Raw genomic sequence first — 19,065 nt, forward strand, 5'->3', positions numbered from 1 at the left:
AGCCCCTCCCCGTTTCGACTAGGGGCCTAGTCGATATGATTAGGGTCACAGCGGCGCGACGAGCGAAGTTCACAGTGTCGTCGGCCTTTTTCAGGGGCGAAGCGTTCGCGAGGCTCTCGCGACGCGTTATGCAAGCGCCACTGGCGCGCCACCAACGCGACGGTGGGGCCACAGGCAGGTCACAGGGACGCGACGATAGCGCGACCGCACAGCGACCGGGCCGCGACAGGTGATTGGCTGAAAAGATGCGGTCGGCGGAAGGGAGTGTCGGTGTCATCCGACAGGATAGATCAGAGGAAACCCTATTTTGGAAGGTTTTTGGCGGGCTTATCCTTGCTGCGCGGCCAGCGGCGCGAAGGCGGGGATCCATTGCCTCGGCGTAATGCCTGGGGCGAGGTCAGGAGATGGGTTCCCGCCTGCGCTGGAATGACGAAGAGGGGTGGGAAGCGGAACGGCAGGTTTCAACACCTCAATATGCGAAAGCGGACTATCCGGCGTAAGCAAAATAAACCTTTCCTCGCGCGGGATCGACAATAGTTACACTGCCGCCACGCCCATATGAATAGAACGATCCTGCCTCCCGAATTGCGCGATTGGCCTCATCATCTCGCCCCGTCTCAACCGGGATGGAAAATCCATACGTATCGAGGTATTCTCGAATAGTGACTGGGTGGCGATGTCGTTCTGCTTCGCTGTCATAATGGTGCCAGCGGTTTCGTGACCCGGTTTCGTCAACCGGCGTGGCATGCCAACTCGTTCTTCCGCCCGGTAACGCCTCACCCAGACGCGATCCCTTACTGCGCGCCCACTCAGCAGTGCCCTCAGTAAGACGATAGACAACAAAGCCCGTTTCGTTGTCTCCCGGCATGCCAATCCCACCGAACGAGTCTTCTAGGCGATATTCGATCCACGCGACATGCAAAGGGCTTGGAACCCTCGCTAGAACAAAGTGGAGTTCGTAGGCTTTGAATGTCAGATAAGGCGACGCTATGACCGCTATACCGGCCAAAACTATCGCTATTCGCTTCGCGCGGTCTTCGTGTTGCGTGGCACGGAATTTCCTACGGAGCAAAACCAAAAGTGCGCCAATTAAAATAAGTGGCGTCAACAGGATCAAAATAATCCCGAGAAAAATGGCGAAACCGGTCATAGATCGACTGTAGCTTTATACTCTTACCGAATTATTCCATTGAAAAATCATGTTATAATCGATGCTCAATATGTCACCGAACATAATCAGCCTATGGGACGTTCAATCTGGGGTGGCAGCTATGAACGGCTGCTTCTGAGTTCGTCCGAAAAGGCCTCGTATGTCAGAAAATGGTCGGTAGCGGACTTGTCCCTTTCTTTGATCTTCAACCGTCATCCCAGCGAAGGCTAGGATCTCAGGCAGCCCCACGCTGCATTGACGGATAAGCGCAAGACGGCCAGCGTCCTTCTATTGTCGCCTGAGACCCCAGCCTTCGCTGGGGTGACGGCTATTGGGTAAGTGGGAAGGAGCATGATAAGTCCGGTTTTGGCCGTTTTCAGGCGCAGATAAGGTGCCCTGCGCGCTTGAGGCTCGTCGCCTGGTGTCGGGAGGGGCGTGGCAGGCGCCGTTCAGCGTGGGCGCAATTGCTCGACCTGCGCTTTCAGGTTCGCTGGCGTGATGTTCCAGCGGGCGCCGTCTTCATATTCGAAGTCGGCTTTGAGCTGCGGACCGGGGCGGGCGATCTGGATCAGGCAGGTTTTCCAGGCGTCCTTGCCGTCCAGTTGCATCGCCTTCGACAAAGCGAGCGCCTTGTCGATGGTGGCGTCCATGTCGGGCATGCCCGCCGTCCAACTGCCGTCGGGGCGGTAGACATAGCCGAACAGGCGCTGGCGCGGCTGTACCTGCACCACCACGGCAATCCCCTGCCAGTCCTGCCCGGCATAGCGCGGGTCGGCGATGATCTGCTGGCCAAGCTCGTTGAGCGTCCTGTCGGCAAGCGCCTGGTCGAATCCCATGCGGGGCAGTCCTTTACTGGTTGAGCAAGGCTTCGATATCAGCCTTGGGCATGCGGTCAAAGACCTGTCCGGCTTCGTTCTTGAACCGCTCACCGCCCTGATAGATCAGGTCGCCGCCCTTGTCATAAATGTCGTAGCTGACATTGACGGTGTCGGGCCGGACGCCCTGATAATCTTTCAGGTCGACATTGATGCGGACCTCCGCCCCGGCCCTGACCCAGTCGGCCCATTCATTTTCCATGGTGCGATAGGCGCTGTTGTTGAACTGGCCGGCCTGCGGGAACATGTTCTTGACGCCCTGATCGGGCATGAAGCGGTGGCCGATAATGTGACCGCCCTGATCCCCTTCATTGCCGGACTTGCCGGTCTGGCTCTGCGCCGTCTGCTCGGCGCTGGAACGGGGGGCGCCGTCATGCACTTCCTTGAGCGTGGCTTCCGCATGGACCGGACGGCCTTGCGCATCGGCGGTCCAGCGGACTTCGTTCTGGCCGACTTTTGCGGTCCTGACGGCACCGGCCAGCTCGTCCGCCTGTCTAGTGACATCGCCTGCGCCGTCGGCGACATCGTCGGCATGGCGGGTGGCCTGCTGCGCGACGTCGGTGCCGGCGTCGAGCGCCTTTTCGCCGCCACGGATCGCGCCCTTGGCCACGTCGCCCAGGCCGGGCACCCAGCCCAGTGCGGTGAGGCCGAGATTGCCCCAGGCGCCGTCCTTGCCCTCTATCACGCCGCCGATCGCGGATATGGTGTCGCGGGCATCGCCGATCTGGCCGACGACCGGGATGAAACCACCGATCACCTGACCGGCGGTGGCGGACCAGCTATCATTGTCGCTGAAGTCGCCCTTCACCAAACCGTCGAAGAAAGAGCCGATGCCTTCTTCCGATGCTGGCTGCGTGCCGCCATTGTCGTTCGCGACGTGCAGCGCAGCGCTGAACTGGCCCTGTTCCACCGGCGACAATTGCGCCTCGACCTGGGCGCTCAGGTCTGCCCGCGCCTGCGGATCGGCCGTCGTGCGCGCCTGAACATCCGCGGCCAGCGCGGTTGTATCGAGGGTGCCAGCGGTCCGATGCTCTCTTACCATGCCGGTCGCGACGTCGGCCGAAGTGGACGTGTTCGAGCCTGTGCCCGCCTGGCTCTGGCCTATGCTGTCAGCAGCTTGCGTACCCATGATTACACCCTCGATACCTCGTGGAGTGCAAGGCGCGCCGATAGGGGTCGGCTGGAGCCTTGCTCTGATGAATGGGGTCGGGGCGGCCGGGGGAATAAGCGGGGAGCGGCCGCCCCGGCGACGTCAGGCCCGGCGGTAGTTGTTGTTGCCGCCGTCCAGCGTCGCTGCGAGAATGGAACTGGCGATGCCCACCAGCAGGAAGCTGCTGAGCTGATCGCTGATTTCGCCGAGGCTGGGCGTGTCGCTGCCCGGACCATAAGCGGCGCCGACGCGGGTGGCGTTCAGATCCACCTGAGTCGCGATGTCGCCGGTCAGTTCCGAGCGCCAGCCGGCGCCGGTGGCATTTTCCTGCAACACGAAGCCGTCACCCTTGGCCGCGTCCAGCGCATAGCCGTCGTTCGACTGAGTGATGGACAGGTCGCCAATGTCATTCTGGCTGATGCCGTCGACAACGATCGCCTGATCGCCCTTGGTAATGGTCAGCTGGCTGGCGACATATTCATTGGGGTTGGCCGCATATTGTTCGGTGTCGATGGTGATCTTCGTGCCGTTTTCCAGCTGGAAGGTCGTCTTGCCCCAGAAATCGAAACTGTGCTTGCCATCGATATCGACATGCGGGTCGCCCCAGATGCGCGTGGTTTCGCCCGTATTGTCGTTATAAAGGCGGATTTCCGAATTGCGCTCGTCCAGTTCGAGGCGATAGCCGTCGCCAAGGTCGATCTGCCCCTCGCTCTCATTCTGGAGCGAGGCGGTCCAGCTGGCGCCTTCGGTCGCGGCAAAACTGGACGTACCGTCCGGTCCCTGCTGCACCTGGCCGCCCTGAAAGTTGAGCAGCATCGGCAGCGTGGCCGAGGCGAAGGCGCTGGCGAAGAGAGGCTGGAAATAGCTGGCGACGAGGCCGGCGGCGAGCTGGGTGGAGAAACCGCCGCCAAGAGCGGCCGCGGCGTTGCTGCCGAAATTATTGTTGACGGCGAAGTTCAGGTTGAACGTGTTATTGTTGATGATCGTCGTCATGACCGTTCCCTTCCTCTTCCAAAGCGGAGTTTACCGGGCGCCCTCCAGCGCGACACGCGCCTGGTCCAGCCCGTCGATGATGCCGGCGATGTCGCCGGCGTTTGCCAGGGTGGAAGCGGCAAGGGCGCCGTCCACCAGGGTGAGTGTGCGACCGTCGGCATAGGCCGCCATGTCGGTGGCGACGGCGCTCGCGAAATCCTCGACCGCGCGGGTCAGCGCACCCTGATCGGCGGCCGATCCGCCAAGGGCGGTTCCCAACGCGTCGGATGCGGCGCGCAGGCCGTAGACGTCGCCCTGCCCCGGCGCATTGACCGGGAGCAGGCCGAAACTGGCGGCGACGCCGGATACGACATTGGTCGCGATGGCGCGGATCGCATCGACCGGGCCAGCACCCCGCGCGCCATCACCGGCGGCGGCGATGGCGCCGATCGGGCCGGCGCTGCTGATGCTGGGGTCGATGGTCATGATGGCGTCCGTCCGTTGCGATGTCTTGTATGATCATAAGAGCAGATCGGCGGGTGCAGCGCGCTCCGCGATCCGATTAGGGGGCTAGTCGGATCGACTAGCGGACAGGATCGTGGTGCCGCCGGTGCTGCTTTCGATCGTGATGCGGGCAGGCGTCACACCGTCGGGATGATCGGCGGCGGCCGCCGCGTCGATCGCGATGCGCGTGCCGTCCGGAAGCTGAAAGCCGGCATGAGCGGCGATCCCGCCTTCGCCCCAGAGCGGGACTTCGCCGCCATCATGGGTCAGGGCGATGATGCCGCGCGCGCTGTCGAAACGCAGCGCATAGCCGCCGCCGATATCGAAGCTCGGCTCGGTCGAGGGCGAGAAGCTTTGTTCCGCCCCACCTTCGGTGTCGGCGACCGCGCCGCCCTGCACCAGATAGACATGAGCGATGCGCGGAAAGACCAACGGCGTGCCGGTCAGCATGTCGCGCACCGCGCCGGATTCGGCGGCGTTCCAGTTCGCCTCGTTCCGGCTGTCCTGCGGGGTGCGCAACGGCAGGTGCCAGCGCAGATTGGCGACGTCCGACAGGATCGATTCGAGCATGGCTGTCCTCCTTGCCGCATTTCACGGGGTCGGATGATGCTACCCGCCGGGCGCCGGAGGTTCAGTCCGCGATTAGACTAGCGATATAGTCGGAACGATTAGGGGGATGCGCAAGTGGCCTTCGACCGGATCAGAAGCCGGCCTTGGCGCAGAGCGAATCCAGTTTCAGCACTTGCGGATCGCTGGCGCCCATTTTCTCGCGAAATAACGCGCGACTGGCACATATCTGCTGCTGGCGGGCGCGGGTGACAGGCGGACGGGCGCGGGTGGCGCCGGATTTCGCCTTGGCCTGCGTGCCCATGCGGGAGCGGTAATATTGCCCTTCGGCCACCTGACCGGGGGTGATGACGGGCGCGACATCCTGCGCCACCGCCCCGATCGGGAAGATGAGGGCGCCGAACGCGAGGATCAGGCGCAGCATGGGCGGGTCAATAGCCTTGCTTGGCGCAGAGTTTGTAGAGCTGCTGGATGCGCGGATCGTTGGCGCCATGCTTGGCCTTGAGCGAATCCCGCTGAGCGCAAGTCGCCTGGGCGCGCTGTTTGGAGGAGACGGCGCTGGTGCGGCCACCCGATCGTGCCTGCTCGTTGATGACTTCGCTCATCACCTGAGTCTGGCCAAGGCTGGCGGAAGCGTCGCCCCAGGACATGGAGTCCAGCTGAGCCGAAGCGGGGACGGACCAGAAAGCAGAAGCGGTCGCGAGGAATATGGCCATTTTCGTCATCACATCATCCTTTTCCAGTTTGACGGAGCGTCGTGCGGCTTCCGTTTCGCCGTAACGCAGCCGGGGGCCAGCGCCAATGCGCCAGCCCCCGAACCGTGCGGTAAATGCGGCAGGATTACTGCTTGCGCGCCATGTTGGACATGGCTTCGCCGATCGCCTTGAGCCCGGTGGCAGCGGCGTTCGACAGGATGCCGAACTGCTGCGACATGGCGGTGAATTCGGTCGATGCGCCCGGATTCTTGCCATCGGCCTTCTTCGACAGCTTTTCGATATCCTTGGCCATGCTGTCCATCTTGCCACCCAGTTCCTTCGCCATGGCCATCAGCCAGCCGGCCGCCTTGCCGGTGCCGCCGGCGCGGGCATCCTTCACATCGTCGCCGCCGGCGATGTTGCTCAGAATGTCGTCTATGGCATTCTGGAAGTCATTCTGGGCCTGACCGATTTCCGTCGGCGAGGCACCGAGCGTTTCGCCCAGCTGCGAAATGGCGTCATTCGCGTCGGTGGCCGAGCCGCCCTGGAAACCGGTCAGCTGGTCGGTGAAATTCTGCTGCGCGTCCTGGATGATGCCCTGCGACAGGCCCAGCTGCTGGCCAAGCTGGCCCACCAGCTGCTGGCCGAGCTGCGACACGACCTGCTGGGCGAGTTGGGCGACAATGCCGCCAAGCGGACCCAAAGCGGCCGTGGCGAGGAGGGAAACGGGATTGAAACCGCCGATACCGAACATCTCATATCTCCTTTTCAGCAATATTTGGCCGGGAGGCCCCCGATCGGCGCTGCCCCTCCCGGAGCGTCATCGCCGTCGTCGCCATCCTGTATGCCGGGTCCGCCCGCCGTCCGCCCTCCCCGATCCGACTAGGGGCATAAGCGATCCGATTAGGTACGCGTCGCCAGCGCAGCCATGTGTCAACCATGACTTGACGCGCCAACAATCCTGTGTCAGTCATCGCTTGACACATGGATATAGCCAGCATCTCGCATAAGGCGCTGCGACGCTTCGTGGAGACGGGCAAAGCAAAGGGCGTGATCGAGCCCGAACGCATTGCCGACATGATCGCGTTCATGGCCGCAGCATCCAGCGTGGATGAACTTGCCGTGCCGCCCAATTTCGGTTTCCATCCACTTACCGGGGATCGAAAGGGCCGCTATGCGATGACAGTCACCCGTAATTGGCGCCTGACATTCACGCTGGTCGATGCAACCACCGTCGCGGATCTGGATCTGGAGGATTATCATTGATGGCGATCAGGATTCACCCGTCCCTGCATGTACATCCCGGCCCCTGGCTTCGGCGCCAGCTGGTCGAACCGCATGGCATGAATATCAAAGCGCTCGCACAGCATTTCGGCGTGTCGCGGCAGGCTTTGAGCGGCCTGCTCAACGGCCATGCGAAATTGTCCGCCGACATGGCGATCCGGTTCGAGAAGGCGTTCGGCGTACAGGCCGACACGCTGCTGCGGATGCAGGCTGCTTATGACATCGCGCAGGCGCGCATGCATGAAGATGCGATCGACGTGAAGCGGCTGGTTGCGGCCTGACGCTTCTTAGAGCATGATCCGATTGGATTGAATCGGATCATGCTCTAAGACTCTTTTTTTCCGCATTTTGCGAGCCGTCAGCTGTGCCATCTGACTTCAAAATGCTCTAAGTGAGCGGATGAAACAGCAGGCCGGCCAGTGCATTCAATTCTCGCACGCCGTCCAGTTCCAGTTTCCGGCACATATTGTTGAGGTGGACGCGCACCGTATTTTCGCTGATGACCAGAAGCGTCGCGATGTCGGCATTGGCGCGGCCCCAGCCCAGGAAGCGCATCACTGCCACCTCCGTCTTCGTCAGCGCGCCGATGCCGGTCAGATGCCGTTCGGGCACGCGCGAGCGGGGGATGCGATATTCGCCGAGCGGCACATCCTCTTCGCCCGCGCGCGCGTCCGCCTGTCGCAGCAGGCGCATCAATTCGCGCAGGCGGGCTTCCTCTTCCTGATCGGCGGTCATCGGGCGAAAGCCCTGGCTACCGAGCGGACCACATCCTGCCGCGTCGACAGGTCCATGATGACCGCCTGTGCCAGCAACGGCACCAGGATGAGCAGCAGGGCGCTGGCCGCCCAGCTCTTGATCGAGAGCGAGAGGGAGAAGACGTTCAATTGCTGGGCGAAGCGGTTGAGCAGGCCGAGCGCGGCGTCCACGACATAGAGCATGACGAGGATCGGCGCGGCGAAGATGAGGGCAAGCGCCATCAGCCGGCCAAATTCGCCTTCGAACAGGATCATGCTGTGCGGGTCGAGCCGCGGCCAGCTTTGCGCGATCGGCCAGACGGCGAAGCTTTCCATGATGGTCGCGACCAGCAGCAAGATGCCACCCGACGCCGCGAACAGGACATGGGCGAGCCGTTCCATCAGCGCGCCGGTGAGCGATACCTGTCCGCCGCTATTGGGATCGATCAGCTGGCCGATGGTCGCGCCGACCTTTGCATCGACGATCTCGCCCGCCGCCTGCATCGCCCAGAGGATGGTGCCGAAGAAGAAGCCGATGGCGACGCCGATACCCGCTTCGCGCAGAAGCATCGCCGCCCAGCCGAAGGTGCCGATATTCTGCACCATGAAATTGGGCTGGAGCGCGAAGGCGATACCGCCGAAGGTGAGGATGATGCCGTTGCGCACGGTCGCGGGGATCGTATCCTTGCCAAAGAGCGGGATCATGATGAAGGCGAAGCCGAAGCGGGCCGACGCAATGCCGACCAGGATCAGTTCGCCCGTCCAGCCGGGTACGCCCTGCATCATGGCGCACCCATCATTGGCGTACCATCGCGGGAAATTCGGTGAAGATAGTATTGCCATATTGGTACAGACTGCCGGCCAGCAGCGAAGCGGTGAGGAACAGCGTCGCGACGATCGCGAAGAATTTGAGCGTATATTGCAGCGTCTGTTCCTGAAGCTGCGTCGCCGCCTGCACCAGCGCCACCAGCAGGCCGACGGCCGAGGCCGCGACGATGGGCGGCGCGGACAGCAAGAGAACCAGCCACAGCGCATCGATCGTCATGCGGATGATGGCGTCAGACATAGCTGAGCACCAATCCGTGAGACAGCTTCACCCAGCCGTCGACCAGCACGAACAACAGGATCTTGAACGGCAGGGATATGGTGACGGGGGACAACATCATCATGCCCATCGCCAGCAATATGTTGGATATCACCAGGTCGATCACCAGAAAGGGCAGGAAGATGAGGAAGCCGATCTGGAAGGCCACGGTCAGTTCGCGCACGACGAAGGCGGGGACGACGACGATGAAGTCGGTGGCGCTGGCGGCGGCGGTGCCGGACTGTTTGGCGACACGCTGCTGCGTGCGCAGGAAGAAGGCGCGTTCGTCTGCGGCGCTATGCTTGATGAGGAAGGCGCGTAGCGGCTCCTTCGCGCGGTCGGCGGCGGAGAAGATTTCCGAGGTCTGGGTCGGCACCGCCTGCTGACCCGACGCCGTCGCCATCTGCTGCATGGTCGGGTACATGACATATACCGACAGGACGAGCGCCATGCCGTTCAGCACGACATTTGGGGGCACCTGTTGCAGGCCGAGCGCATTGCGCAGCAGCGATAGGACGACGACGATCTTGGTGAAACTGGTCACCATGACCGCGAAGAACGGCGCGAGCGCGATGAGGACGACGACGACGAGCGCGCTGCCGGGGGTGAAGGCGGATACATCCATGGGTTTCAGCCCTCCTTGAGGACGGACTCGATCAGGACGGCATAGCTGTCGCCGACCGACACGATCTGGCCGGTGGCAATGGCGCGTGTGCCGGCGAGGATACGGACGGCGAGCGTGCCGTCGCGGTCCTGGAGCGGGAGGATGCCGCCTTCCTGCAAGGCCTGGAGCCGGGCGAGCGGAATGTCGGCCTGATCCAGTTCGAAACGGAGTTGCACTGCGAAGGAGTCTGGCGCGAAGCCGCTGTCGGGCGTCGGGGCGTCGGCATGGATCTGCATGGCTTCGTCCTCTCTTGTGGATATCATGACATGGGCCGGAAGAGCCGCTCTGCCGGCAGGATGCGGCCGGGCACGACCGGGGCGCCGGGCAGACCGACGCCCGCCATCAGCGGCGCAGCGCCGATCAGCAGCAGGTCGCCCGGCGCGAGCGCGGCGGCATCGGTGGGTGACAGGCGCGGGCCGTCGATCAGGATGCGGGCGGGGAGCGGGATGTGGCCGAGGAGCGCCGGCGCGAAGGGTGCGGGCACGGGGAGGATCGGCGTGTCGGGGGACAGAGCGAGGTCCATGGCCGCGACCGGCAACGGGCCGTCGTTCAGGGTGATGTGGGCGGTGAGGGTCGCGGCGGACGGGCGCTTGCCGATGTCGGTCGGGTCGAGGGTCAGGCCAAGCGCCGCCTCAATCTCGCAGAGCAGCGGGTTGGCGGCGTCGAGCAGCGTGGCCATGGCGGGGCCATCCGTCGCGTCGGTGCGGACGGGGTGGCCGTCTAGGCGATGGAGGCGGAAGGCGAGATCTTCGGCGCAGCGGAACCAATCGTTATTGGTCGGAACTGAGTGTATCTGGGTGTTGCTTTGGGTATCCAAAGACAAGGGCAGCCCTTCGACAGGCTCAGGGCGAACGGAGGTTGGTGGGTTGGGGATATGAGCGCACAACAATGCGCGCCCTATCCGGCGGCCGTTGAGGGCGGCGAGCAGGGCGTGGCGCAGATGCGCTTCTTCCACGGACAGGGCCCGGAAACGGGGCTTGTCGAATGCCATCATGGGAAGATCCGGCCCGGTGTGGGGGCGGTGTCGGGCACTGGCCCGTCCGGCCAGCGCGCGAGCAGGCTGATACCACCGGCGGTGACGCCGACCAGCATCACTTCGCCGCGCACCTCCACCAAGGTGAGGCGTTCGCGCTGGCCCACGGCCATGGCGCGCAGGAAGCGGATCGGCGGATCATTGCCCTCCCCGCCGCCGCCCTGGACATGATCGTTCCAACGGCGCAGCAGACGGATCGCGACCCAGGCCAGGCCCAGCACCACCGCCAGCGCCAGGACGACCGCCAGCAGGCTGAGAAAGAAGGTTCCGGCATTCATTCAGCATCCTCCCGGATTGCGGTTTCCAGTCCGTCGCGGGCGCGTTTCGCCCACAGGATGATTTCGGCGATCGCATCGAAATGGGCGCGCGGGATCGGGCCACCGACCTCGCTTTCCGCCCAGACCGCGCGGGCGAGGCCGATATTGCGGACGATGGGCACGCCCATCCGCTCCGCCTCACCCCGCATGGCGGCGGCCAGCGGCCCCTCCCCCTTCGCCGCGATCATCGGCACGGGGGTATTTGCGGGATCATATTCGAGCGCGATGGCGAGATGGGTCGGATTGGTCAGCAGCACGTTCGCGCCGCCGGCCGCGCCGATGGCATTCTGGTTCGCCCATTCCTCATGCAATTGCCGGCGCTGGGCGCGCAGCATCGGGTCGCCCTCATTATCCTTATGCTCCTGCTTGATGTCGCGGCGGCTCATGCGCAGCTTCTTGATGAAGCGATGCTGCTGCCAGAAGCGATCGACGGCGGCGACGAGCAGGAAGATGGCGCAGGTCCAGGCGAAGAGCTGTATCGTCAGCGATCGCATCAGCGACAGCATGGCGCCCGCGACCTTTTCGCCGTGCCGCTCGACCGGGGACCAACCGGCGGTCTGGATGAGGCTGATGAAGCCATCGGCCGAGCGCCACAGGATGATGATGGCAATGGTGAGGATCAGGCTCGCCTTGATCACGGTCTTCAGCAGCTCGACCAGATTGTCGAGCGCGAACATCTTCTTGAAACCTTCCACGGGATTGAGCTTGTCGAGCGAGGGCTTGAGCTTTTCAGTCGTCACCAATGCACCGATTTGCAGAAATTCGGCGAGCACACCGATGATCGAAGCCGGTCCCAGGATCAGCAGGCTGGCCGACACCAGCACGGCGAAGGCAGCCCAGCCCAGCACGGGCGCAGCGGATTCGAAGGGCATGGTCGTCGCGGTGCCGACCGTGTCGGTCATCAAGACCATGATCTGCCCGCCCGCATAACCGGCAGCGAAGAGCAGCAACAGGAACCAGAGGATCATGCCGACGGCGGGACCGACATCCTTCGATTTGGCGACATCGCCCTTGCGCCGCGCATCGCGCAGACGCTTGGGGGTCGGTTTTTCGGTCTTGTCGCCGCCGTCATTCTTGTCGGCCATGACTGCTCCACACAAATTGCGGCCGGTTGAACGGCCTGCATTTTTCGGCCGGAAGTGATTGAAACTGTGCCGATAATTACCATGTGATACGGGCAAGCACAGAACACGAACTGCGTGTGTGGACGGAAGTAAAAGTCCAGAACAACTGCCGCTTCGTCAACCCTTCGCTTCGGAATCGGGATGAAACGTTTGCACAGAGCGATGTTACGCCAGCGACACGGATCTACTTCATATCGTCACATTCAAGTGACGCTTATGTCACGGTTCCATAAGAATTTTACTTTTGGCTCCATTCACCGCCCCATGGCAACAGCCCGTCTCCTAGTTGTGGCCATAGCTGCAACACAGCGCAACAAAGCGGCCGTTCGATAGCGATACAGCGCTGTCAGACTATCAAGTAAACATCCGTTATTACTTAATTTTTTACTGCTGAAGACGAATCGAGAATTTGGTGTGTGGACGTCACCAGATGGGAGATCGTCACCATGCGTATATGTTCGCACATAGCGCTACGGATTCCGGTAATATTCGTAGCTTTTACTGTCGCTTCTCCTGCCTTGGCGGGAGAGGGCACGAGTTGGCGGGATATCGACTTCAAGTCGTGTCCGCTCAACGACACGCTGCGCGTCGCCGACGACGCCAGCGCGAGCCATTATATGGCGTTGCAGGGTTGTGCCGCGCGGATCGTGATCGCGCCCAAGGCGCCGATCCGTGCCCAGCCCAATGTGGCGCGCATCATCGGCGTGAAGGAAGAAAAGGCGGCCAAGGCGCGCAAGCGCCGGGGTGTTCGCAGCGAAGAGCGGCTGGTCGAGCCGCCGCCGGGAACCGAGCGGATCAGCGCGATGCTGGATCGGCCGATCCGGCTGGGTCGGGTCAACGCCGACTTCGACGCCCATATCCTGGCGAGCGCCCGTGCGCACCGCATCGATCCGCTGTTCCTGCATGCGATCATCGGGCAGGAATCCACCTATAAACCGCAGGCACTGTCGCATGCCGGTGCGCGCGGACTGATGCAGATCATGCCCGGCACCGGCGCGCGCTTCGGCGTGGCGACGACGGCGCTCTACGACCCCGCCACCAATATCGATACCGGCGCGCGGCTGCTCAAGTCGTTGCAGGGCCGATATGGCAAGGATTTCAACCTGATTCTGGCGGCCTATAATGCCGGCGAAGGGGCGGTGGCCAAATATGGCAATGCCATCCCGCCCTATCGCGAGACGCAGGATTATGTCGTCAAGGTGATGGGCCGCTATGCCGCGCTGCGCGGCACGCCGGGGCGCTGACCGATGGCAAGCTCCATCCTGTCCCGCATCCCGCGCGGCGCCATCCGCCCCGCCGACCTGATGCTGATCGTCGGCGTCGTGGCGATCGTCGCGCTGCTGATCCTGCCGCTGCCGACTTTGGTCATCGACATGCTGGTCGCGACCAATATCGCGATCGGGCTGCTGTTGCTCTTGTCGACTTTGCACATATCCAAGCCGCTCGACTTCTCGACCTTTCCCACGGTATTATTGCTGACGACTTTGTTTCGTCTGTCGCTGTCGATCGCGACGACGCGCATGATTTTGACCACCGCAGAGGGTGGCCATATCATCCAGCAATTCGGCCAGATGGTGGCGGGCGGCAATCTGATCGTCGGGCTGGTCGTCTTCCTGATCATCACCATCGTGCAGTTCATCGTCATTTCCAAGGGCGCCGAGCGGGTCGCGGAAGTCGCCGCGCGCTTCAGCCTGGACGCGATGCCCGGCAAGCAATTGTCGATCGACAGCGATTTGCGGTCCGGCCTGATGGGCAAGGACGAAGCGCGCGAGAAACGGCGCACGCTGGAGATGGAGAGCAAGCTGCACGGCAGCCTGGACGGCGCGATGAAGTTCGTGAAGGGCGATGCCATCGCCTCCATCGTCATCGTTCTGGTCAACCTGATCGGGGGGCTGGCCGTCGGCGTCTTCAGCCATGGCATGGATGCCGGCGAGGCGATGCAGGTCTTTTCGATCCTGACCATCGGCGATGGGTTGGTCGCGCAGATCCCGGCGCTGTTCAGCGCCATGGCCGCCGGCCTGCTGGTGACGCGCACCACGGATGAGAGCCGCGACGGCAGCCTTGGCCCCGCGATCGCGCATCAGATCGGCAGCAAGCCCAAAGTGCTGGTGCCCGCCGCGATCCTGTGCGTGCTGATGGCGCTGATCCCCGGTTTCCCGGCGGCCGTGTTCATCGGCATCGCACTGGCATTGGGCAGCGCGGCGGCATGGCAGCATCCCGCATCCAAGGCATGGATATTGGGCAAGACCGCGCGGTTCGACACGAGCGAAAAGCCATTGCCCGAGACGCTGCAGGCGGCCCCCGCTGCGCCGCGTCCGGTGCGCCCGCTGGTGCTGGAAATTGCCGCGCCGGGTTTGGACGCCGAGCGGGCCGAAGAGCTGCGCGCGCGTTTCGTCACCACGATCGAGGGCGTGCAGGCGCGGCTGGGCCTGCCCATGCCGACAGGCGAGATGACCACAAGGCTGCTGCCGGAGGGCGAGGCCGGACGTTGGGCCTTGTTCGCCTATGAAGCGCCGGTCGGATCGGGCGTGGCCGATGACGAGCGCCCGCTGGAGGAGGTGATGGCGGCGGCGGTCGATGTGCTGCTGCGTCGCCATGCCGGCCGGTTCCTGGGCCTTCAGGAAACCACCGCGATGCTGAACCGCATCGGCGCCGATTATCCCGACCTGGTCAAGGAAGTGGTGCGCGCGGTGTCCAGCCCGCGGATCGCCGAGATTTTGAGACTGCTTGCAGAAGAGGAGGTGTGTTTGCGGAACATGCGCGACGTACTGGAAGCCATTGCCGAGATCGGTCAATCGGAACGCAATGCCGTGCCGATCGCCGACCGGACCCGCGTGGCACTGCGCCGCTACATCACTGCGCCGCACATGGCGGACAATCGCCTGCCGGTGATGGTGGTAGGCGGGCGGCTGGAGCGGTTCTTCCGCGAAAGTTTGCAAGCGGTGGAAGGGGTGCAGCACCTCGCCATGGCGCCCGATCAGGCGCGCACGCTGATCGGCATGATACGTAGCGAGGCGACCAAATGCGGCGCGCGCGCGGTCGTAACCGCTTATGATCTGCGCCGACCGCTGCGCCAGCTGACGGCGGGCGACCTCTTCGGCCTGCCGATCCTTTGCTACAACGAGCTGACGCCGGCGCTGCCGCTGGACGTGGTCGGCACACTGGACCGGACGCCCGATGCGATCGAAGAACAGATGGAGGCGGCGGCATGAAGCACGTCCTTGCAAGCTGCGCCGCCGCGATCGCGCTGGCCTGTATCCCGGTACAGGCGGCCGAGCCGCCCTTTGGCGACAAGAAGGTCAGCCTGTCCGCGCGCGACCAGCCGGCGACCGATTTCCTGAACCAGTTCTTTGCCGCGTCCGGTCTGCGGGTTGCGGTGGCGGGGACGGTCACGGGCAAGATCAACGGCCGTTTTTCGGGCCATCCCGCCGACATCTGGCGGCAGGTGTCGAGCGCGTTCAACCTGATCGCTTATTATGACGGGGCCGTCGTCACCGTCTACAACGCCAATGACGTGCAGAGCCGGACGATGACGGTCGCGTCGGGCCGCGCCGCCGACCTGTCAGGCGCGGTATCGCGCGGGCAACTGGGGGACGCCACCAACCGGGTGCGTATCACGTCGGCCGAGGCGGTGATGGCGACCGGCGTGCCGCGCTTCCTGGATCAGGTGCAGCAGATCGCATCCGCCCTGCCCCGCACCGCCGTGCGGCAACAGCCCGGATCGGTGGCGATCGCGCCCGGCATGGTGCAGCAGGCGCCGATGACGCCGGGCGGGATCGAGCCTTATGAACTGCGGGTCTTCTACCTGCGCTATGCGCGCGCCGACGATACGACGATGAATAGCGGCGACCGGTCGGTGCGCGTGCCGGGCGTGGCGACCACCGTGTCGCGGATCATGGGTGACGGGCAGCCGATCGGCAGCGTCACCGGCTCCTATGGCGAGCAGAAGGTGCGGCAATCCGCCCCGCGCCTGATGGGCCGGGGGCTGGACAGCGTTCGTCCGGGGGATTCCCAATCCACCCCCTATGACAATGATGACGAGGATTATCTGGGCCTGCCCGGCGGCAACGGCGCCAACCAGATCGTGGTCGAGGCGCCGCCACGGAGCGGGCCGCGCATCACGGTCGATCCGTCGCTGAACGCCGTCATCATCCGCGACCGGCCGGAAAATATGCCCGCCTATGAAGGGTTGGTCCGGTCGCTGGACGTCGCGCCGCAGGTGGTGGAACTGGAAGCGACGATCATCGACATCAATGTCGACAAGTTGCGCGAACTGGGCATCAATTGGCGCTTCAATAGTGGCGACTGGGGCGCGCTGTTCGGCGGCGACGTGGTGCGGCGGACCGGCAATCCGCTGACCGACGCGCTGATTTCCGGCACTGGCCAGGCCAATCGTGGCCTGTCCCTGTCCGGCGCGATCGGGGCGAGCAACGAATTGCTGTTCCGCATCAATGCGCTGGAGGAAAAGGGCGCGGCCAAGGTCGTGTCGCGGCCGCAGCTGATGACGCTGTCCAATGTGGAGGCGGTGTTCGACCGGACCCGCACCTTCTACGTTCGAGTGGCCGGCGACCGGCAGGTCGACCTGTTCAACGTGACCGCCGGCACGGTGCTGCGCGTCAATCCGCATGTACTGGTCGATGGCGGACAACCGCGTATTCGCATGGTCGTGCATGTCGAGGACGGGTCGCTGCTGGACGGCACGGTCGATCGCATTCCGGTGGTGGAGCGAGCCAGCGTCGATACGCAGGCGCTGATCGCCGAGGGCGAAAGCCTGCTGCTGGGCGGGTTGACCGTCAATGCGGATGCCGACGCGGAAAGCGCGATTCCTGTGCTGGGGCAAATTCCGATCGTGGGCGAATTGTTCAAGACCCGGACCAAGAAGCGCCAGCATATCGAGCGGCTGTTCCTGATTTCGCCGCGCATCAACCGGATGGAGATGCCCGGTGTAGCGTCCGGGGCGCCGGGTGCCGAGCCGACCAAATTGGGGGCCGTGACCCGCGTGCCGCAGGCTAACAATCATCGGGAGGTATTGGAATGACCGCCGCCACCCTGTCCATGATCGACAATCCGCGCACGGCCGCCGTGAGCCGGCGGGTGCTGAAAATCCTGTCGGGCCGGCTGTCGGGCAAGGCCTTCCCGCTCGATGGGCGCGAGAGGCTGAGCATCGGCCATGGGCTGGGCAATGATGTGGTGCTGCGCGGCGCGGGGACGCGCGATTGCGCGGTGGAGATGAGCCTGACGCCCGATGCGGCGCAATTGCGGGTGTTGCAGGGGCAGGTCGAACTGCTCGGCCGCACATTGACGGCGGGGGAGCAGGCGGTGCTGCCGGCCTATCTGCCCATCCGGATCGGCGAATATCTGGTCGCCCATGGTGCGCCGGTTTCGGCACGCTGGGCGGATGCCGGCGCGATCGCCGACATGCCGGTGGGGAGCGCCGTCGGGCCATTACAGGCGCCGCGCATCGTCGACCGGTTGCTGGACATGGGGCGCGAGCATCTGGGCCGGATCGACCGGCACAGCGCGCGACTGGCCGTGGCGGCGGGCTGCGTCTGCCTGCTCGGCGTGGCGGCCGCGCAACCGCTCGGCACGCTGGTGAGCGGCGGCAAAGGCGACCGGACCGCATTGCAGCGGGAGGTGCGGCAGGCCGGATTCCCGGCGGTGAAGGTGAATAGCGCGCCGGACGGATCGCTGGCGGTGACCGGCGTGGTGCGGGACGAGGATGAGCTGGGCCGGCTCCGCGCATTGGCAGTGCAAAGCGGCGAGGGCGTGATCGTGGATGCGCAGACTGGCCCGGCGCTAGCCGATGCCGCCACCGACCTGCTCCAGACCAAGGGCGTCGCCGCGCGCGTCACGCCGGCGCAACCGGGGGCGCTGGTGGTGAGTGCCGGCTATATGCCGCAAGACAAGCAGCAGGAATTGAGCGCGGAGCTGAAGAAGGATCTGCCGGCGGTGAGCGCGGTGGGCTTCAAGGTGGACGACAGTCTGGACGCCAGCCCCTTGCAGGCCTTTTTCACCCAGAGCGGCGCGGGGCTGGCGACGATCGTCACCGACCCGCCGCATATCCTGACCGCAGACGGTTCCCGCTGGTTCCCCGGATCGACCCTGCCGACCGGACACAAGCTGCTGGCCGTCGCGCCGGAAGGCGTGACTTTCGAAAAGGATGGTCGCGTCGAACAGATCACCCCCTGAAGCTGAACGAAGGAGAAAATGAGATGAGCAACAGCATATCCAACGCCGACCTGAGCAGCATCGCCGCCACGCCGTTGACCGGTGGTCGCATGCGGCAGGATGACAGCCCGGCCAACTGGTTCGAAGCCTTTGCCTCCGCCTGGGGCAAGGCGCTCGACACGCAGGCGGCTGCGATCGAGCAGCGCTCCGACATCGTGGCCAATTCGGGCGGCGACAATCCGTCGCAGATCACCCAATTGACGGCGGAATCCATGAAGATGAGCTTCCTGGCCAACAGCTCGCACAGTTCGATCGACAGCGTGTCCAAGGCGCTGGAAACCATGGCGCGCAAGCAATGAGCGTGGAAGCGCTTGCCATGCAGGCGGCGCCGGCTCGCATGGTCGAGCTGGCGCCGGCCATGCCCCAGCAGGTTGGACAGGATGCCGCCGCCGACTTCACCGCATCGCTCAAGGCCGCAGCCAGCGAGCATATGGGCGGCAAGGATATGGCGCCGGCCATGCGCGAAATGCTGGGTGCGCTGGACAAGGTGAATGGCGAGGCCAAGTCGGTCGCTGACTATGCCCGGACGGCGCAGAGCAATGGCGGCGAAATGACGCCGGGCGAGATCGTCCAGCTGACCATGCGATGCCAGGAATTCATGTTCCATTGCCAGCTGACGTCCAACATCGCCAACCGCAGCGCGGATGGCGTGCAACAGCTGTTCCGTCAGCAGGGCTGATACAG

Annotated in this window: 25 protein-coding genes; 8 read left to right on the top strand and 17 right to left on the bottom strand. The window is 64.0% G+C overall.

Translation table 11 applies throughout. The annotated features are described in order from the left end of the window. Positions 1–487: 487 nt before the first annotated feature. From F4U95_RS01415 to F4U95_RS01455, 9 genes are all read right to left on the bottom strand, one after another. A complete protein-coding gene (locus F4U95_RS01415) occupies positions 488–1,150 on the bottom strand; it encodes a hypothetical protein (protein WP_120253206.1) in 663 nt (220 codons plus the stop codon). 449 nt (positions 1,151–1,599) lie between these two features. Beyond that, positions 1,600–1,986 carry a hypothetical protein gene (locus F4U95_RS01420; RefSeq protein WP_120253207.1) on the bottom strand — a complete coding sequence of 129 codons (387 nt, stop codon included), beginning with the start codon at positions 1,984–1,986 and terminating at the stop codon, positions 1,600–1,602. Positions 1,987–1,999: 13 nt separating this feature from the next. After that, the gene (locus F4U95_RS01425; RefSeq protein ID WP_120253208.1) at positions 2,000–3,154 is read right to left on the bottom strand and encodes a DNA/RNA non-specific endonuclease; all 1,155 of its coding nucleotides are present in this window, start codon (positions 3,152–3,154) and stop codon (positions 2,000–2,002) included. Positions 3,155–3,277: 123 nt separating this feature from the next. Beyond that, a complete protein-coding gene (locus F4U95_RS01430; RefSeq protein WP_120253209.1) occupies positions 3,278–4,168 on the bottom strand; it encodes a DUF1521 domain-containing protein in 891 nt (296 codons plus the stop codon). Between the two features lie 30 nt (positions 4,169–4,198). After that, on the bottom strand, positions 4,199–4,633 hold the full coding sequence (locus F4U95_RS01435; protein ID WP_120253210.1) for a hypothetical protein: 435 nt from the start codon (positions 4,631–4,633) through the stop codon (positions 4,199–4,201). A gap of 84 nt (positions 4,634–4,717) precedes the next feature. Next, entirely contained in the window at positions 4,718–5,221 is a 504-nt protein-coding gene (locus F4U95_RS01440) for a hypothetical protein (RefSeq protein ID WP_120253211.1), read from the bottom strand. Positions 5,222–5,351: 130 nt separating this feature from the next. Beyond that, the gene (locus F4U95_RS01445) at positions 5,352–5,642 is read right to left on the bottom strand and encodes a hypothetical protein (RefSeq protein ID WP_120253212.1); all 291 of its coding nucleotides are present in this window, start codon (positions 5,640–5,642) and stop codon (positions 5,352–5,354) included. 7 nt (positions 5,643–5,649) lie between these two features. Continuing rightward, the gene (locus tag F4U95_RS01450; protein WP_120253213.1) at positions 5,650–5,943 is read right to left on the bottom strand and encodes a hypothetical protein; all 294 of its coding nucleotides are present in this window, start codon (positions 5,941–5,943) and stop codon (positions 5,650–5,652) included. 115 nt (positions 5,944–6,058) lie between these two features. Next, positions 6,059–6,667 (bottom strand): hypothetical protein, encoded by a 609-nt coding sequence (locus F4U95_RS01455; RefSeq protein WP_120253214.1) that lies wholly within the window; start codon positions 6,665–6,667, stop codon positions 6,059–6,061. Positions 6,668–6,897: 230 nt separating this feature from the next. On the opposite strand from F4U95_RS01455, the gene F4U95_RS01460 reads away from it, so the two are divergent. Then, positions 6,898–7,179: a type II toxin-antitoxin system RelE/ParE family toxin gene (locus F4U95_RS01460; RefSeq protein ID WP_120253215.1), complete on the top strand. Its 282-nt coding sequence runs from the start codon at positions 6,898–6,900 to the stop codon at positions 7,177–7,179. After that, positions 7,179–7,478, top strand: coding sequence for a HigA family addiction module antitoxin (locus tag F4U95_RS01465; protein ID WP_120253216.1), 300 nt, complete (start codon positions 7,179–7,181; stop codon positions 7,476–7,478). Before F4U95_RS01460 ends, F4U95_RS01465 begins: the two co-directional genes overlap by 1 nt. A gap of 106 nt (positions 7,479–7,584) precedes the next feature. On the opposite strand, the gene F4U95_RS01470 is transcribed toward F4U95_RS01465, so the two are convergent. Genes F4U95_RS01470 through F4U95_RS01505 form a run of 8 tightly spaced genes read right to left on the bottom strand, consistent with a single transcriptional unit; the run spans position 7,585 to position 12,114 of the window. Beyond that, entirely contained in the window at positions 7,585–7,932 is a 348-nt protein-coding gene (locus tag F4U95_RS01470; RefSeq protein ID WP_120253217.1) for a helix-turn-helix domain-containing protein, read from the bottom strand. Further along, positions 7,929–8,717, bottom strand: a complete 789-nt coding sequence (sctT, locus tag F4U95_RS01475; protein WP_120253218.1) for a type III secretion system export apparatus subunit SctT — start codon at positions 8,715–8,717, stop codon at positions 7,929–7,931. Before sctT ends, F4U95_RS01470 begins: the two co-directional genes overlap by 4 nt. A 10-nt stretch (positions 8,718–8,727) precedes the next feature. After that, positions 8,728–8,997, bottom strand: coding sequence for a type III secretion system export apparatus subunit SctS (gene sctS / locus F4U95_RS01480; RefSeq protein WP_120253219.1), 270 nt, complete (start codon positions 8,995–8,997; stop codon positions 8,728–8,730). Next, positions 8,990–9,640, bottom strand: coding sequence for a type III secretion system export apparatus subunit SctR (gene sctR / locus F4U95_RS01485; protein ID WP_120253220.1), 651 nt, complete (start codon positions 9,638–9,640; stop codon positions 8,990–8,992). Before sctR ends, sctS begins: the two co-directional genes overlap by 8 nt. Positions 9,641–9,645: 5 nt before the next feature. After that, positions 9,646–9,915: a FliM/FliN family flagellar motor C-terminal domain-containing protein gene (locus tag F4U95_RS01490; RefSeq protein WP_161600354.1), complete on the bottom strand. Its 270-nt coding sequence runs from the start codon at positions 9,913–9,915 to the stop codon at positions 9,646–9,648. Between the two features lie 23 nt (positions 9,916–9,938). Beyond that, positions 9,939–10,673, bottom strand: a complete 735-nt coding sequence (locus F4U95_RS01495) for a hypothetical protein (protein ID WP_120253222.1) — start codon at positions 10,671–10,673, stop codon at positions 9,939–9,941. Continuing rightward, the gene (fliO, locus tag F4U95_RS01500) at positions 10,670–10,990 is read right to left on the bottom strand and encodes a flagellar biosynthetic protein FliO (protein ID WP_120253223.1); all 321 of its coding nucleotides are present in this window, start codon (positions 10,988–10,990) and stop codon (positions 10,670–10,672) included. The genes F4U95_RS01495 and fliO overlap by 4 nt, the downstream gene beginning before the upstream one ends. Further along, positions 10,987–12,114, bottom strand: coding sequence for an EscU/YscU/HrcU family type III secretion system export apparatus switch protein (locus tag F4U95_RS01505; protein WP_120253224.1), 1,128 nt, complete (start codon positions 12,112–12,114; stop codon positions 10,987–10,989). Before F4U95_RS01505 ends, fliO begins: the two co-directional genes overlap by 4 nt. 557 nt (positions 12,115–12,671) lie before the next feature. On the opposite strand from F4U95_RS01505, the gene F4U95_RS01510 reads away from it, so the two are divergent. Genes F4U95_RS01510 through F4U95_RS01535 form a run of 6 tightly spaced genes read left to right on the top strand, consistent with a single transcriptional unit; the run spans position 12,672 to position 19,060 of the window. Continuing rightward, complete coding sequence (locus F4U95_RS01510; protein ID WP_161600355.1) at positions 12,672–13,397, top strand: lytic transglycosylase domain-containing protein; 726 nt, start codon at positions 12,672–12,674, stop codon at positions 13,395–13,397. Positions 13,398–13,400: 3 nt separating this feature from the next. Then, on the top strand, positions 13,401–15,365 hold the full coding sequence (locus F4U95_RS01515; protein ID WP_120253226.1) for a flagellar biosynthesis protein FlhA: 1,965 nt from the start codon (positions 13,401–13,403) through the stop codon (positions 15,363–15,365). Continuing rightward, positions 15,362–17,191, top strand: coding sequence for a type III secretion system outer membrane ring subunit SctC (gene sctC / locus F4U95_RS01520; RefSeq protein ID WP_120253227.1), 1,830 nt, complete (start codon positions 15,362–15,364; stop codon positions 17,189–17,191). The genes F4U95_RS01515 and sctC overlap by 4 nt, the downstream gene beginning before the upstream one ends. After that, positions 17,188–18,342: a hypothetical protein gene (locus tag F4U95_RS01525; RefSeq protein WP_120253228.1), complete on the top strand. Its 1,155-nt coding sequence runs from the start codon at positions 17,188–17,190 to the stop codon at positions 18,340–18,342. Before sctC ends, F4U95_RS01525 begins: the two co-directional genes overlap by 4 nt. Positions 18,343–18,365: 23 nt before the next feature. Beyond that, positions 18,366–18,680 carry a hypothetical protein gene (locus tag F4U95_RS01530; protein ID WP_120253229.1) on the top strand — a complete coding sequence of 105 codons (315 nt, stop codon included), beginning with the start codon at positions 18,366–18,368 and terminating at the stop codon, positions 18,678–18,680. After that, positions 18,677–19,060 (top strand): hypothetical protein, encoded by a 384-nt coding sequence (locus F4U95_RS01535; protein ID WP_120253230.1) that lies wholly within the window; start codon positions 18,677–18,679, stop codon positions 19,058–19,060. Before F4U95_RS01530 ends, F4U95_RS01535 begins: the two co-directional genes overlap by 4 nt. Positions 19,061–19,065 lie beyond the last annotated feature (5 nt).

Source organism: Sphingobium limneticum, from assembly GCF_008710165.1.
GTDB classification, from domain to species: Bacteria; Pseudomonadota; Alphaproteobacteria; order Sphingomonadales; family Sphingomonadaceae; genus Sphingobium; species Sphingobium limneticum.